A 14,301-nucleotide genomic window follows, 5' to 3' on the forward strand; every position below is an offset into this window, starting at 1 on the left:
GCAACGAACGTCCGGTTGTGGCCGATAACGGCTGTCGACCAATCCTAGCGGTACGGCGGCACGCAATCCCGCGCGCGGTGGGCATCCGTCGTTGGCCGCAGGTTCCGCGGCTCCAACTGGTCGACGCATCGAGCCGACGTGTGTGGTCGGCAATCACTGCTGGCGACGTTGGTCAAGGCCAAGCTTAATGACGCACAGGGCCAACTCGATGCTGAAAGTCACCGGAATTAGCCTTGGTACTGACCCCGTACGCGCTCTGGCTAGGCGTTGTTGTACATGCTGGCAGGTTGCGACCCGCCCCTGGGAGTTTGCGAGTCCACTCTCAATCCTTCAGCATTCCGGCGGCACGCAAGGCGGCGGGCAGCCACTTCGATTCGGTTTTGCCGGCGTGGATGTCTTTTAGGCGCTTGGCCTCGTCGGCCATCTTCCCGGCAGCCAGGTCCATCATGGCCGGCGCCTTGGCCCGCTCGATCACCACGACGCCGTCGGCATCGCCCACTATTAGATCGCCCGGGTTCACCACGCAGCCGCCAGCCGATATGGGGTGGTTAATGCGGCCCGGCACTAGCTTGGTGGGGCCGGCGGGATTGAAGCCTACGCTCCACACTGGCATACCCAGCTCCAGCAATTCCAGCCGGTCACGTATGGCGCCGTCCACCACGACGCCGGTCAGGCCAATCTTCTTGCAGACGCTCAGCATCAGCATTCCCATGAGCGCGGCTGTCTGGTCGCCCTTGCCGTCCACCACCAGGACATCGCCCGGCCGGGCTAGCGCCATGGCGGCATGGATGGCCAGGTTGTCGCCCGGGCGCACCTCTACCGTAACCGCGGGACCGGCGCAGGACATGCGTGCGTCCACTGCCGCCACGCGGCCATGCAGCGTCCCGCGGCGGCCCGCTACGTCGGCCAAAATAGCGGCCTGGAAAGTCGCGGCCCGTGCTACTACGTCGGGAGCGACGCGAGTGATTTCGCGGACGATGTCGGGGAGCGTGGTCATGTCGGTTCTTTTGTATAAAGCAGAAGACGAGAAAGGAAAGAAGAACCTATACCTGCACCAGTCGTGCGGGCCCCAGGTCGTTTAGACGGTTCACGCCCAGCAGTGCCATGTCACGGTGCACCTCGTCGCGCAGCAGCGTGATGGCATGGGCCACCCCGGCGCGGCCCGCCAGCGCCGCGGCATAGGCCATGGGTCGGCCCACGAACACGTGATCTGCCCCCAGCGCAAGGGCCTTCAGCACATCGGTGCCGCGGCGCACACCGCTGTCCAGCATCAGCGCCATGCCGCCTTTGGCGCGGGCCGCCTCGGGCAGGGCCAGCAGGGGCGGCATAGTTCCGTCCAGCTGGCGGCCGCCGTGGTTGGAAAGAATCACCCCATCAGCCCCGGCCTGCTCAGCGCGCCGCACATCGTCGGCCGCGCTCAGGCCCTTCACCACCAGCTTGCCGGGCCAAGACCTGCGTATCAGCGCCAGGTGCTCCCACGAGAGGTGGTCGCGCAGGCCGAACTGCCGCACCACGCCGCTGGAGATGATGGGCACACCCCGCTGCGCGCTGGCGTTCTCGAAGTGCGGCATGCCCCGCTGAAGCAGTGTCTTCGCCAGCGTGCCTATCAGCCAGCGTGGGCGCGTCAGCCCGTCCCACGCCAGGCGCACGCTGGGCCGCAGGGGGGTGGAGAAACCCACGCGCACATTGTTCTCGCGATTGGCCAGCGTGGCGGTATCCACTGTCACTACCAGAGTCTTGAAGCCCGCGGCCTTCACCCGCTCGAGCAGGCCCTCGATATGCGCCGGATCGCCCGGTATGTAGGCCTGGAACCAGCCGCATGTGGGCGCCGCTTGCGCCACCTCCTCCATGCGCGTCAGCGACGCGCCGCTCAACACATACGGTATGCCGGCAGCCTCCGCAGCCTCCGCCATGACCACGTCTCCTTTGAAGGCAAACAGCGCGCACAGCCCCATGGGCGCGATGCCGAAAGGCGCTTGGTATTCCATACCCATCAACCGGGTGCGCTGCTGCCGGTCCGACACGTTCACCAGCACGTTGGTGCGAAACATCCAGCGGCGGAAGGCGGCCAGGTTGGCATCCAGACTCACGTTGTCCTCTACCCCGCCCGAGAGGTAGCCGAACAGCGGGCGCGGCAGGCGGCTTCGGGCCGCAGGCTCCAGATCGCCCAGGCTGAGGATGGGCCGCAGGCTGGCCGGCAAGTGGCGCCGGGCATTGGGGGCGGGCCCAGACTGCTGTCTTGGTGAGTTCATGGCTCGCATTGGACAACCCGCCGCGCCCGCACCTCAATCCGTTACGTCTAGCGAAACGCAGGCCGGGGTGTGGGAAGGCTCCGCTCAGGGGTGCCAGGAAGCCCGAAGCGCGGTCGCCGGCATGGCGCCCAGCGCCTCTCCCAGCATTCGCGCGGCCATAAGGGTCGGAGCCGCGTAGCGCCGCAGGCGTGGCGCCGTCATACGCTCCATTGGGCCCGAGCTGCTGACAGAGCCCAGCACTGCCCCGTGCCGCCCCCGCACTGCCACCGACACGCTGGCGATGCTGGAGCGTCCCTCCCCCCGCGTCAGGTGGAAGCCCTGGCGGCGTATGCCCTCGTACAGGTCCCCCGGTTCCCCCAGTGCCGCAAGGATCACCCGGCCCGCTGAGCCTCGGTCCAGCGGAAAAACCTCGCCGGTGCGGATGTGGTGCTGTATTCCCTTCGGCCCCTCGCAGCGCATCAGGCAACTGCGCAGGTTGCCCTCGAAAATGAAGAAGGAGGCCGTCTCTCCCGTGAGCGCACTCAGCTGTCGCAGCATCGGCTCTATCGCCGAATCCAGATCGAACTGCGCCTGGTAGCGCGAACCTATCCAGCCTGCTGCCGGGCCCAGGCGCCAGGCCCCGTCCTCGCGCCACACCAGGAAGCGTGCGGTAGCCAGGCTGCGCGCGAGCCGCAGCGTTGTAGGCTTGTGCATGCCGGTGCGGCGCGCCAGCTCGTTCAGCGGCAAGTACACCTCGTCCCCATCGAAGGCCGTGAGGATGGACATCGCCCGCACCACTGCCTTCACCGTCTCCTGCCCGGGCACGGACACGGGTTTGTCCAGCAGCAATTGCTTGAGCAGGGCCGCCGTGCGCACAGGTACTTCCTGGGTTTTCTTGCTTGGCATATCGATCTCCACGCTGCGGGCTATGGTAGCAAGCTTGCCAATCTGTTACGCCATACGAAACGCATTGTCGGATGCGGAGCCCCTCTACATGATGCGGCTTTCAGCCACCAAAGATCTTTGCCATGACTCGCAACCTGCCACGTCGCACCTTCCTCACTTCGGCTGCAGCCCTCGCAGCGTTTGGTGCGCGGGCACAGGGGGCCTACCCCAACCGGCCGATCCGCATGGTCATCCCGTTTGCCGCGGGTGGCGCCACCGACGTGCTGGGCCGCGACCTTGCCCAGGCCATGACGGCCACGCTCGGCCAGTCCTTCGTGGTGGAAAACATGGGCGGAGGCGCCGGCGTGCCCGCCCTCAACACGGTGGCACGCTCGCCCGCCGATGGGTACACCACGTTCTTCTGTGCGTCGGGCAATATCACCGCGCAGCCTTTATTGGCCAAGAACCGCGTGGACATCCTCAGCCAATTGACGCCCGTCGGGATGGTCGCCACTGCGCCGCACGTGCTGGTGGTCAGCGCCAAGCTGCCGGTGCACACGGTGGGTGAACTCGTGGCCTATGCAAAGTCGCACCCTGGCACTCTGAACTTCGGCTCGGCGGGCGTGGGCGGCCTTGCCCACCTGGGAACCGAACTGTTCGCCCGCGCGGCCGGCATCAGCATCACCCACGTGCCCTACAAGGGCGCGGCCCAGGCCATGACTGATCTCGTTTCAGGCCAGGTGCAAGGGATGTTCGGCACCATGCCTTCGTTCACCGGCATGATCGAGAAAGGCGCTATACGCGCCTTGGGCATTACCGCCCCCAGCGGCGCCACGCCCTTGAAAAATCTGCCACTGATTGCCAGGACAGTGCCCGGTTTCCAGTACAGCAGCTGGAACGGAATCTTTGTGCCCGTCGGCACACCGGCACCGCTCATCGAGCAACTCTACATCGCCATGGCCAAGGCCTCAACCGACAAGGGCTTGGCGAAGCGGTTTGATGATCAGGGCGTAGACATCGCCTTGGCCAACTCGGCCCAGCTCGCCGCCGCCGTGCACAAGGAAATCGCCGTGTGGGACAAGGTGATCCGCGACGCGAAGATCGAACTGAACTAGTTGGTGAAACGAAAGGTCAACTGGAGTGACTTTTCCGCACCCTATGGGCTGACGTCAGGTTGGGGTGACACGCCGCCTACGCTAAAGCTGCGCGGGCTCCGACTGATGTCCGTCCGCTTCTGGCCGAACTACGACCTCGGACGTGGGAGCGTGATGAGTGCGAGGATGCCATCGCGGAACTCGCAGTTCACCCACGAACAGCTGGCCTATGGGGCGAACCCCGAAAAGCGAAAGAACAACCGGTTGATGAGACTTTGCACAAACCACCATTGGCCTACCAGCAAGCCTGTGATTACTCCTGCCATAGGCCAGACCTTCCTGCCGGTCTGAAAGAGAAGTCGCGCCGCGAGCAAAACACTCGCGACCCCCAGCAAAGACAGGTACGTGTAGTACGAACTGGTACTCCAAAGAGTCTTAGAAGCCAGGATGGTGAGGCAAGACGCACAGGCGAACGGCCGCCAAAGTTTGACTTGTTGAAAGGTCATAGAGCTGATTCTCGAGGCTGGGGCGAACTTCCGCTAGTGGCCGAATGGAGCCGGTCAAACCATCAACTTCTTCCCAGCAGATCGCGGCAGCCGAGGTCCTCGACGGCTAGGTGAACACGCTCGAAATTGTTCCACCAGATCACCGATGGAATCCCGTTCGCATGCTGCCAGACAGGCGTCGCGATCAGCCAGAGCACGGACAGCCGATAGTCGTCCTGCAAAGCGCGCCGGTCATAGCCCTGCACGCCGCACACCGTCAATTCTTCATGGAAGCTGTCCAGCAGATGCGTCTCGAAGCGCTTCCGCAAATCGGGATACCACTGCAGGGCCATCATGCATGCCAAGTCATCCGATCCCATGTCGACGCGCCAGGCATCCCAGTCAAACAATCTGCAGCCATCCTTTGCGCCATCGCGCGGCAGGAAGCAGTTCCAGGCATGCGCGTCGCCCTGGACGATTGTCATGTGGCGATGAGTTTGGTAGCGTGCGGCCAAGCGCGGCGCGGCTTCGAACAAGTGCTCGTAAAGCGCACGTCGATCATCGGAAAGCCGATCGCCCATTTCCTCGGCAAAGCGCGCAAACTGCGCCATCAGATTCTTCGTCGCTTCGTCGGCAGCGCTAGCATCCTGCCAGGAGCCGACCGTCACGCCGAGTCGCGAGTCGTCCCACCACGCCGCTTGGGATCGAGCTCGCGTGCGGACGATGGCCTCGCATTGCGCAAAGGTGGGAGGCAAGGGCCAGCGCGTCGCAACGGCGTGCGAGTCCGTGAGGTCTTCAAGCAATATATGCCAGGTGCCCGTGCCTTCATCCCATTGGGCGTCGAAGCAGCGCGGCGCGATGCCCACGGGCATCACGGGCACGAGGTCCCGGTAAAACGCGACCTCGTGCCGGCCACCAAGCCATGGTCCGCCGGGGCGGTCCTTCAAGCCGGCTTTCAAAATGAGCGTTGCCGGCGCACCGGCTGCCGCGCTCGCATAAACGAGGCGCAACCTGAAGATGTGTGAAAGCACGGTCGCGAACGATGCCTCGATCGACACGTCTGTCACACGACCCCCGTCGAGTGCCCCTGACTTGAGAAGCGCCTCGGTGAGGTATGCAGGCTCGGCGGCTCTCGGCGGTAAAGGATTCGTCATGCCGAATTGTGATCTGCGCCAGTACGGTTATGCCATCTTAGGCATCCGGCTGCACGCACCCGTTCCATGTCTTCGCTCCTTCTTCCATTGGGCGTCGGGATTGGATGTCTGGTGCTGGCCGATTCGCGCCGCTCGTCAAGCTCACAGCGAGCCAAAGGCAGTCAACCGAGGCCAAGTCCGAAGGTGCAAACCTGTTCAAGGTTCGTCACGGGCGGCATGGCCCGCTTTGCGCGGAGAGGTCCGCATGATGGACCGGCCAGGGGATTCACCTCGCATGATGCCGACCAAGAGCAGCACAAATGAAGCTAGCCAGAACCAGACCCCTGGCAAGGTAAAAAGGTCGGGCACCAGCGCCCGATAGCTGGGGGTTCCAACAATCGAAAAACAAGCAATCAGGTTGATGAGAAGTGCGACTGCGATTGGGGCGGGCGTTGGCGCTTTGGAGTGAGGTCGACCTGCTCGCGCCAACCTTCCAACTTGAAGCAGGAAGACGACGTTCGTGAACGAGGATAGAACAAAGATGGTTGGCGCAAGCAGCCAAGCCCAGGGTGAGATGAACTGAAGCGCAACCTCGACGCCGATGACTGTTCTCGACTCTGCTTGGAGCGTCGGAAGGAAAAGGCTCAGTAGCCATATGGCGGCAGCCAACCGTGAGCAATACGGGCGCGCCGGTCGCGCGTCTCCCCGTCCATGCTGCGCGTCCTCATGTGCTGACGCTGCTCCGATGACTGTGGATTCGCTGACTGAGCTATGTGGCGAATCTGGCATGAGGCGTGTCCAAAATGAAGGGCCACCACGAAGGTCTGGTATTGGCCGGTCACGGCTGTTCGCCGCCCCAAGCTATGTTGCGGTCGAACAAGCGGGCTGGTCGGTCGCAGGGCAGTAGTTCGCGCCGCAGGATCCGCCTTTGCACTTGCATAGCCCGCGTGCCATGCGCAGGATCAGAACGTTACCTTGACCGAGGGCGCGCTACGCCGGGCCTCGCCGTGGAACACGGCCTCGATGTTGTTGCCGTCGGGGTCGAGCACGAAGCAGGCGTAGTAGCCGGGGTGATACTGCCGCTCGCCGGGTGCTCCGTTGTCCGTGCCGCCATGCGCGAGCGCGGCCTTGTAGAACGCATCGACCATCGCTTTGTCCTGGGACTGGAAAGCCAGGTGGTGGCGCCCGGTCAACTGGCCCTGAGCGGCTTTGCTGTCGGCGGTCGACACGAAAAGCTCATCGGCCCAGAAATAGTCCTCGCCAGCACCACCCATCGGAATCTTCAGCACCTCGAAGACAGCCTTGTAGAAAGCTTGACTCGCGGCAAGATCGCTCACCACGAGCTGGATGTGATCGATCAGGCGCCCGCGGTGCAACTCCTGTGTTTCCATGCATACGCTCCTTTGACTTTGCGCCAGTTTGCACGCGGCGTGTCCGGCGGGCGTGAGAACGTCGAGACGTTTCACGTAGGACCCCCATGGTGAATGTCGGCCCCTGGCCGACTGTAGCCGCTCTCGGTCACCCTTCGATGTTGGGTACGAAGTAGGTGACGACGCGAGTTTGCCCGTCGTCCGAGTAGGAAACATGGAGCTTTCGCCCGTCCAACTGCCATCGGTCTGTCAAGACTGACCCGTCGAGCCATCGCGACCATTCGGGCTCGCCCAGCCGACGTCTCAATGATGAAGGGCGGTCAGAAAAGTCTAGGCCGCCAGGTAGCTCATGGCCGTACTGTGAATAGCCGTCCACTCCTTCCGCATAGAAGAAGATGCCGGTAAAGAAGAGAGCCCCGGTTCCGATGGCCTGCTCGCCCTTGCCCAAGAGCATGGCTTCGTCGGTAAACACAAATGAGACACCGGCGGAAGGGCGCTCCACGTAGGCAATGTAGTCACCGTCTGGCAGTGACCCCTCTTCGGATGGCTCGATGCTCAGTTCCCGCAACGCTTCCAGCAAAGGGACGGAATTCAAGGTGCTTCCGAAGTTCGGCATCAAGCTAGCGACGTTCATTTGGGGTGGGCGCCGGTGGTCATTGGGGGCGTGTCGGATGGGGTGAACTGGAAGGCGACCTCAGAGGTTCGGCTTTGGCCGACAGCTCCAGTTCGGGGTCCGGGTTCGAAGGTCCGCTCCTGCTGCAGCCGGATCTGACAGTGTCGAAGGAAGCTTTGGCGAGTCAGTCAGGCTGAGGCGCCCGGCGTGGCCTGCCCCAACTTCATCTGGCAGCGACGAACTTTCAGATGCTGACAGCCATCGCCCGGGGTTGCACGCTGTTCCCCTTTCGTGGAATGGCGCCTAGTACTAAAAGCTGACATCGTGACGATGCCAACTGCAGATTCGCATACAGGATCTGCTGAGGGCGACCTTTGGTGACCACGCGTGACAGCCGCACCAGCTGTCGATTGTTCCGTCATGGCGTCATCGTCCCGCTCAGGCGCGGCAAATCGAAGGTGGCCGAGATGACGGAAGTCCACGAGGAGACAAGCATGAAGAAGCGGTATTGGCTGAGGCCGGTCGTAGTGGCTCTGGGTGTTTACGCCGGAACGGCCCTGGCTGCGCAACTCGAAAACCTGAGCGGGCAGTCTTGCGGGGACTCCACGGGCACCTGGCACTTCGTCAACAACCAGACGGGAGGCGCCGGCGCCGGCACGCTCAGCGCGACCTGGTCATCGGGGAATTCCTGCAGCGTCAGTCCCTCGAAGGTGCTCCAGAGCACCCAGCATTTCAACTGCACGGGTGCTGGCACGCTGCTCAGTGCCTCGACGAACCTGCCTGGCAGGCTGGTGCTGTCCGACTTCAGCTGCGAGACCAAAGAGCCGCCCCCGTGCGACCCGAAGAAGGAGATCTGCAAGTAGCCGATTTCGATCTCGCGCGCGCTCGGAGGGAGGGGGAAATCCCTCCGATTCGCGCGGTTGCCCGCCATCCGCGCCGCACGCTGCGTCGGAGACTGGCGTGTCGAGTGCATGACGAATGGCTCGACTTGCGGGTCCGAGCCCCAACGAAGACTTGTCTCTCATAACCTGGAAAGCCGCGCCGATGAGCACGAACCCTTCCCACTTTCGGTCGGTCGCCTTTGGCTCGCTGGCGGCTTGTGTTGTGGCGCTTGCCAGCAGCGCGATGGCTCAGACGGTGGTTGACCGGCCGCCCAACCTGAAACCTCTGCCCGCTTCGAGCCTCTCGCTCGTAGCCGACGCGTCCGCTAGCTCCATTTTGCGCTTCAGCACGACGAGTTGGAACAACGGAACCGGGCCGCTTCAACTCGAGGCAGGATCCGTCGACACAGGGTCGGGTAAGCAGCAAGTGTTTCAGCGCGTCTTCCTGAGCGATGGCACATCGTTTCTCCGTCTCGCAGGCTACTTCGAGTGGCACCCCGCCCACAGCCACTTCCACTTCGACGACTATGCGCTGTACACGCTGCAACCCGTCAACGCTCCGGGCGGCTCAGTGCGAACCGGAAGCAAGATGACCTTCTGCGTGATGGACACCACCAAGATGGACACGACGTTGCCCGGGGCGCCCGGGCAAGCGGTTTACAACACCTGCGGCCGGTCTATTCAAGGCATGTCCGTCGGCTGGGGCGACACCTACGGAAGCCATCTCGCCGGTCAAGAGATCGACTTCACGGACAACGCGGATGGCATCTATCAGCTGAAGATCGAGATCGATCCGAAGAAGGTCATCATCGAATCCGAAGAGAACGACAACGTCTCCTGTGTTCTCTTGGATATCAAGAAGCCGAGCACGGCCACCGTGCTGGACAGCAGCGGAAGCTGTTCAACGGCGGTGTCGATCACTCCGAACACGGCACAGGCCGGAACGTCCGTTCAGGTCACCATCACGGGCTATGGATTCAGCGACGGCATGACGGTGACCTTCGAGGGCGGCAATGGTCCGCGACCGATCGCGAGCAATGTCCGCTTGGCCAGCGATACCTCGACGCTCGACATGATCACCGCCACGGTGACGGTGCCGTTCAAGAAACGTGGTGGCCGCAACCCGGTATGGGATGTTCGTGTCGGTCCGGGTGGAGTGCTGCCCAAGGCATTTACTGTGACGGAATAAGGAATGGCAACAAGAGGTGCGCAGGACGGATCTGCGCACGAGGCGTCCCGGTCATTGCATCCTCAGTTGCAGCTCGAGGCCGCGGGATGCGGACGCAGCGCTACCAGGGCGCGTCGGCGCACCCCGAGCTTGCGAAACACGCTTTGCAAGTGCTTCTTGACCGTGTCTTCCATGACCCCCAGCTGGTTGGCGATTTCCTTGTTGGTGCACCCGCAGCGCAGCAGGTCGACGATCTGTTGCTCGCGGTGCGTGAGCGTGGTGCTGCTGCGTGCCGAATGGATTGGCTTGGCTGCGACGATGCAGGGGGAGGCCGACAGCAGGTCCGCAATTGCGTTCGCCAGCGCGCGTATCGTTTGAATGGACTCACCATCCAGGCGGTCTAGCATGGCCTTGTCGAGCAGCAGGACAGCTGGCGACTTCTGCTCAATGCTGTAGCCCAGGCGCGCTGGGTCAGTGAGCGACTCGGCGTGCAATTCGATTCCCGGCTCGTGCATCAGCCTCGCCATCTTTGCCAGAAGCAACGCTTGGCGGTCTGACGCGATCATGACCGTGATTGGACGCGGCAACTGAGGCGTGCTGCTTTCTCTCCGTTCATCGTGCCCCTCTCTCGGTAAAAGCATGCCAGTCCTTCAAAATGTTCAGTGGTTCCTTCGTTCGTCGCAAAACCTCGACCCCGATGAACACGCGGGATCCATATCATGGAGACGAGGCTACGCCGCAAGTCCCCGTCGCTCCATAGGCGCTTTGTCATGAAGGCGCATGGGTGCTGTGTACTAGCGCCATTGAAGGCATCAAGGGGCGAGTTCGAGCGCGACCCGAGGTAGCGGCCCCTCGAGTGCGGAAGCAACCCGCAAGAGCTACACGTGGTCCCGGGTCGACATGTGGCCGAGACCGTGAGTTGAGGATGCGGCTGCGAAGGGCCACAGCGATCGAGGGCGACGGTCCGCGCTTACCCACCGGTTGCACGTGTTCCTCTTTTGTGGAATGGCGCCCAAAACCAAAAACTGACATCGTGACGATACCAACTGCAGCAAGGACGCCGTCGTGGTGCTTAGACAACGTGGAGCCCGCCTAGCGCTTGCAGGTATTTGCCTGGTAGCCCTGTCGGCAACCGCGGGTGCACCGCTGTTCGCAGCCGAAGCTCAAAAGCCGTCCTCCGTCGACGTCGTCCCGATCGAACAATCAGTCGGCGTCGATCTCCAGGCCGACGAGTCTGGCTTGGTAAGCCGTGGCGGCGCGCTCTACAGCCCGTTCAGCACCGCTTTTGACACGGCCGCGTCAACACCTCACGCCTACGCCACGTCGACAAGACAGAACGCGGACGACAGATCGCCCGACCTCGTGACGACGGCGGTCACCGCCCTCGTTGCTGTTGGGTTCCTCGTCGTTCTTGTTCGCGTCCTCATTGCGAGTTAGGGGCGCCTACGTCTTGACTCAAAGGCAAACGTCTGCAGATGAGCGGTTGCACGCAACGGTGGCGCGGCGAATCGTGATGGGCAGTACCGTGCTCGACCACGAGCGAAGGAAGCTGACCCACGCAAGGAAGGGCCGGCACGGATGAAGCCATCGCGATTGACGAGGCGTCCGGGCGAGACGAGGCCCCGACCTTCAAACACCCAGGGTATCGCGGACCTGTTGCGGGCACCATCAACTTGTACGACACAACAGTAAGTGCGTTCGTGGACATGAACAACAGCAACAGCAGTTTGAGTGGGGAGCAGACCAAGAGTTGCCGCGTGTGGACGGACGACTCCGATCGCTTTTCTGTGAACAAGATCGCGGCGTTGCGTCACAATTTCCACGAACACCCGCTCTTTCAAGTGGCTGAACTCGCACAGCTGGCAAAGGAGCTCGTCCCCTTCAAAAAGTGCCGGTTCATCCGGCCAGGCATCTCGCAGGCTTCCAGTTTCACGCACGACAGCGAGCATCCTGACGGCCGTGGCATCGACGAAGTGTTTCGACACAGCGAGGAGCCTGGCTCTTGGGTCGCCCTCTACAACATCGAGGTCATTCCTCGCTACGCGGACTTGCTCGCAAGCATCGTCGACACCATGCGGCCCTATGTCGAGCGCGAGCAGCCTGGCATCTTCAATGTCAATGGCTTCGTATTCATTTCGGCGCCGCCTTCGGTGACCCCTTTCCACATCGACCGCGAGAACAATTTCTGGCTTCAGTTGCATGGCCGCAAGACCATGAACGTATGGGACCACACGGATCGGGTCGTGGTGCCGGCCGAAGCCGTGGAGGATTTCATCGTCGGCCATTCGCTGAGAAAAGTCCGCTTCAAGGAAGAGTTTCGCCAGCGCAGCCACCAGTTCGAGACCCAGCCGGGCGACGGCGTCTATTTCCCGAGCACCTCACCGCACATGACAAGTTCCGGCCCTGGCTGGGCGCGGCCTGGGGACGGCGTCTCGATCTCGATCGGAGTTACCTTCTACACCTCGGTGACGCGCAGGATGGCGTGTGTCCATCAGGTCAACAGGCTCATGCGGAAGATGCAGATGTCACCCGCATTCCCTGGCGAATCGGCCGCCGCGGACGCGCTCAAGGCGCCAGTGGGCATGTTCGTTGGCATGGCCCGTTCTTCGCTGTCACGGATGATCGCCCCGTTGCGCGGCGTCAAGCTCCAAGCAAAGGCGCCGCCAGACTCCTTCTAGGATCGGCTTCGGCAAGGCGGTGTCGAGCTCAACCATCAGCGCCCAGTTGGCGGTGAAGCGTGAAAACCGACTGGAGCGAGGACTGGGCCGTGATCGCCGGCGAGCGCACCAAGCTACAGGTGGCGCACTTCAAGCTCGGCCGCAGCCGCGCGTTCGTCGTGCGTGCCTACCCGCTGCAGACCCACGAGATGCTGTTCGATGTGCACAACCGCGCCTTCGAGGTGCTCGGCGGCGTGCCCCGGCGCGGCATCCACGACAACATGAAGACGGCCGTGGACCGTGTGCGTCGCGGCAAGGAGCGCGACGTCAACGCGCGTTTCAGCGCCCTCGTGAGCCACTACCTGTTCGAGGCCGAGTTCTGCAACCCGGCTTCAGGCTGGGAGAAGAGCCAGGTCGCTCCAAAGCCACACCACCTTCTCCGATCCCCCCGCTACCTTCGCAGTTCGCTGCGGAGCGGGCAAGGTGTGACAATGGCTCTGAACCCGCTCGGTCGAGCGAGCAGCTCGCGTCAAGCCGTGTGCTCACATTCATGTTGAATGCGGTTCACACCGAACCGGAGAAGATCATGTCAACCATCGGATCTGTGTTGTGGTCCAAGGCACTTGCCTTGGCCATAGTTGTTCCGCTTGCACTCGTGCTGCTGCCGGCGCGGGCGCAGGAAAAGATCATTCTTGATGGTTCGACTGGAATGCTCCCGCTCGCGAAGGCCCTTGCGAGCGCTTACCGCCAGCAGGTCCCAGACGCGCAGATCGAAGTCGGGATAGGGCTCGGCACAGGCGCACGTCTCAAAGCGCTGGCAGAAGGGAAGATTCAGATTGCCCTCGCTAGCCACGGCATCAAGCCCGAGGATGTGCGCGCGGGCGATCTGAGAGTCTTTGAGGCCGCAAAGGGCGCGGTTGTCTTCGCAGTCAACGAGACTGTCCCGATCGCCAACGTCAGCGAGATCCAAGCCTGCGAAGTCTATGGCGGCAAGATCGACAATTGGCGTCCTTTGGGTGGCAGCGATAGTCTCGTCGCAGTGCTGACGCGCCCCCCAGCAGAAGTGGACCCTGAAGTGATTCGAGCAAAGATCGATTGCTTCAAGGACCTGAAGGAGGTTGCGACAGCAAAGGTGATGCCTCGCGGAGGCGACATGGCGAAGGCACTTGCGGAGACTCCACACGCGCTGGGCATGACCAGCATGACCGTAGTGGAACAAAGCGGGGGCAAGGTCAAAGCCCTTTCACTCAATGGCGTGGCACCGACGATCGCAAACGTGAAGAGCGGCCGCTATTTTCTGACCCGCGATTTTCTGTTTGTCGTCAAGGGCGAGCCAGTTGGCTCGACGAGGAAGTTCCTCGACTTCTTGCTCAGCCCGGACGGAGATCGCGTCATCCTCGCCAACGGTGCCGTCCCTTTGCGTTAAAGGCAAGCAAGCGCTGACAACTGGGCCAGCTTCAAACACTGAACAGGAGGGCGCTTGACGGGCTGACGGCATTGTCGACGTAGCGAAATGTCGGCTTGTGGCCGGCGACGGACATCAGCCATCGTTTATCGACAAGACTCAAACGGATGCGAGCCGATCCACCGTATCAGGGAAGCGCTGGACAAGACGGATCAAAAGTGCAGCCTGCGCATTCGGCCTGGCGCGGCCCTGTTCCCAGTTCTCCAGCGTCCTCGGATTGGTTCGCAAGTAGCGGGCGAATACACGACGGGACAAATGGAGGCTCTCGCGCAGGGCGATCAACTCGCTCGCCGGGATCGCTGGCGCCGGCATGTCCTGA

At 62.6% G+C, this 14,301-nt stretch carries 13 protein-coding genes and 1 pseudogene; 6 read left to right on the forward strand and 8 right to left on the reverse strand.

Annotation, left to right across the window (positions count from 1 at the left end; all coding sequences use genetic code 11):
• Positions 1 to 322 precede the first annotated feature (322 nt).
• From ACSQ9A_RS34450 to ACSQ9A_RS34460, 3 genes are all read right to left on the reverse strand, one after another.
• A complete protein-coding gene (locus ACSQ9A_RS34450) occupies positions 323 to 997 on the reverse strand; it encodes an RraA family protein (protein ID WP_436307254.1) in 675 nt (224 codons plus the stop codon).
• A 46-nt stretch (positions 998 to 1,043) separates the two neighbouring features.
• Positions 1,044 to 2,252, reverse strand: a complete 1,209-nt coding sequence (locus ACSQ9A_RS34455) for an alpha-hydroxy acid oxidase (RefSeq protein ID WP_436307255.1) — start codon at positions 2,250 to 2,252, stop codon at positions 1,044 to 1,046.
• Positions 2,253 to 2,336: 84 nt separating this feature from the next.
• The gene (locus ACSQ9A_RS34460) at positions 2,337 to 3,137 is read right to left on the reverse strand and encodes an IclR family transcriptional regulator (RefSeq protein ID WP_436293121.1); all 801 of its coding nucleotides are present in this window, start codon (positions 3,135 to 3,137) and stop codon (positions 2,337 to 2,339) included.
• 122 nt (positions 3,138 to 3,259) lie between these two features.
• Here ACSQ9A_RS34460 and ACSQ9A_RS34465 point away from each other — a divergent pair, with 122 nt between their 5' ends.
• A complete protein-coding gene (locus tag ACSQ9A_RS34465; RefSeq protein ID WP_436307256.1) occupies positions 3,260 to 4,231 on the forward strand; it encodes a Bug family tripartite tricarboxylate transporter substrate binding protein in 972 nt (323 codons plus the stop codon).
• Positions 4,232 to 4,778: 547 nt separating this feature from the next.
• Here ACSQ9A_RS34465 and ACSQ9A_RS34470 read toward each other — a convergent pair.
• From ACSQ9A_RS34470 to ACSQ9A_RS34480, 3 genes are all read right to left on the reverse strand, one after another.
• Positions 4,779 to 5,849 (reverse strand): hypothetical protein, encoded by a 1,071-nt coding sequence (locus ACSQ9A_RS34470; protein WP_436307257.1) that lies wholly within the window; start codon positions 5,847 to 5,849, stop codon positions 4,779 to 4,781.
• Between the two features lie 941 nt (positions 5,850 to 6,790).
• Positions 6,791 to 7,219: a VOC family protein gene (locus ACSQ9A_RS34475; RefSeq protein WP_436307757.1), complete on the reverse strand. Its 429-nt coding sequence runs from the start codon at positions 7,217 to 7,219 to the stop codon at positions 6,791 to 6,793.
• Positions 7,220 to 7,346: 127 nt separating this feature from the next.
• Complete coding sequence (locus tag ACSQ9A_RS34480; protein ID WP_436307258.1) at positions 7,347 to 7,832, reverse strand: hypothetical protein; 486 nt, start codon at positions 7,830 to 7,832, stop codon at positions 7,347 to 7,349.
• 356 nt (positions 7,833 to 8,188) lie between these two features.
• On the opposite strand from ACSQ9A_RS34480, the gene ACSQ9A_RS34485 reads away from it, so the two are divergent.
• Positions 8,189 to 8,674 carry a hypothetical protein gene (locus ACSQ9A_RS34485; RefSeq protein WP_436307259.1) on the forward strand — a complete coding sequence of 162 codons (486 nt, stop codon included), beginning with the start codon at positions 8,189 to 8,191 and terminating at the stop codon, positions 8,672 to 8,674.
• Positions 8,675 to 8,855: 181 nt separating this feature from the next.
• Positions 8,856 to 9,881 (forward strand): lysyl oxidase family protein, encoded by a 1,026-nt coding sequence (locus ACSQ9A_RS34490; RefSeq protein ID WP_436307260.1) that lies wholly within the window; start codon positions 8,856 to 8,858, stop codon positions 9,879 to 9,881.
• Between the two features lie 62 nt (positions 9,882 to 9,943).
• On the opposite strand, the gene ACSQ9A_RS34495 is transcribed toward ACSQ9A_RS34490, so the two are convergent.
• Positions 9,944 to 10,426, reverse strand: a complete 483-nt coding sequence (locus ACSQ9A_RS34495; RefSeq protein WP_436307261.1) for a response regulator transcription factor — start codon at positions 10,424 to 10,426, stop codon at positions 9,944 to 9,946.
• Positions 10,427 to 11,566: 1,140 nt separating this feature from the next.
• On the opposite strand from ACSQ9A_RS34495, the gene ACSQ9A_RS34500 reads away from it, so the two are divergent.
• The 3 genes and pseudogenes from ACSQ9A_RS34500 (at position 11,567) to ACSQ9A_RS34510 (ending at position 13,943) form a co-directional block, all read left to right on the forward strand.
• On the forward strand, positions 11,567 to 12,538 hold the full coding sequence (locus ACSQ9A_RS34500; RefSeq protein WP_436307758.1) for a JmjC domain-containing protein: 972 nt from the start codon (positions 11,567 to 11,569) through the stop codon (positions 12,536 to 12,538).
• A gap of 68 nt (positions 12,539 to 12,606) precedes the next feature.
• A pseudogene (locus ACSQ9A_RS34505) lies at positions 12,607 to 12,933 on the forward strand (IS21 family transposase); the annotation flags it as partial.
• A 170-nt stretch (positions 12,934 to 13,103) separates the two neighbouring features.
• The gene (locus ACSQ9A_RS34510) at positions 13,104 to 13,943 is read left to right on the forward strand and encodes a phosphate ABC transporter substrate-binding protein (RefSeq protein WP_436307262.1); all 840 of its coding nucleotides are present in this window, start codon (positions 13,104 to 13,106) and stop codon (positions 13,941 to 13,943) included.
• 138 nt (positions 13,944 to 14,081) lie between these two features.
• On the opposite strand, the gene ACSQ9A_RS34515 is transcribed toward ACSQ9A_RS34510, so the two are convergent.
• A complete protein-coding gene (locus ACSQ9A_RS34515) occupies positions 14,082 to 14,294 on the reverse strand; it encodes a helix-turn-helix domain-containing protein (RefSeq protein ID WP_436307263.1) in 213 nt (70 codons plus the stop codon).
• Positions 14,295 to 14,301: the final 7 nt, after the last annotated feature.

Origin of the sequence: Variovorax sp. LjRoot290 (genome assembly GCF_964253985.1) — a bacterium.
In the GTDB taxonomy this organism is placed as follows: Bacteria; Pseudomonadota; Gammaproteobacteria; order Burkholderiales; family Burkholderiaceae_C; genus Variovorax.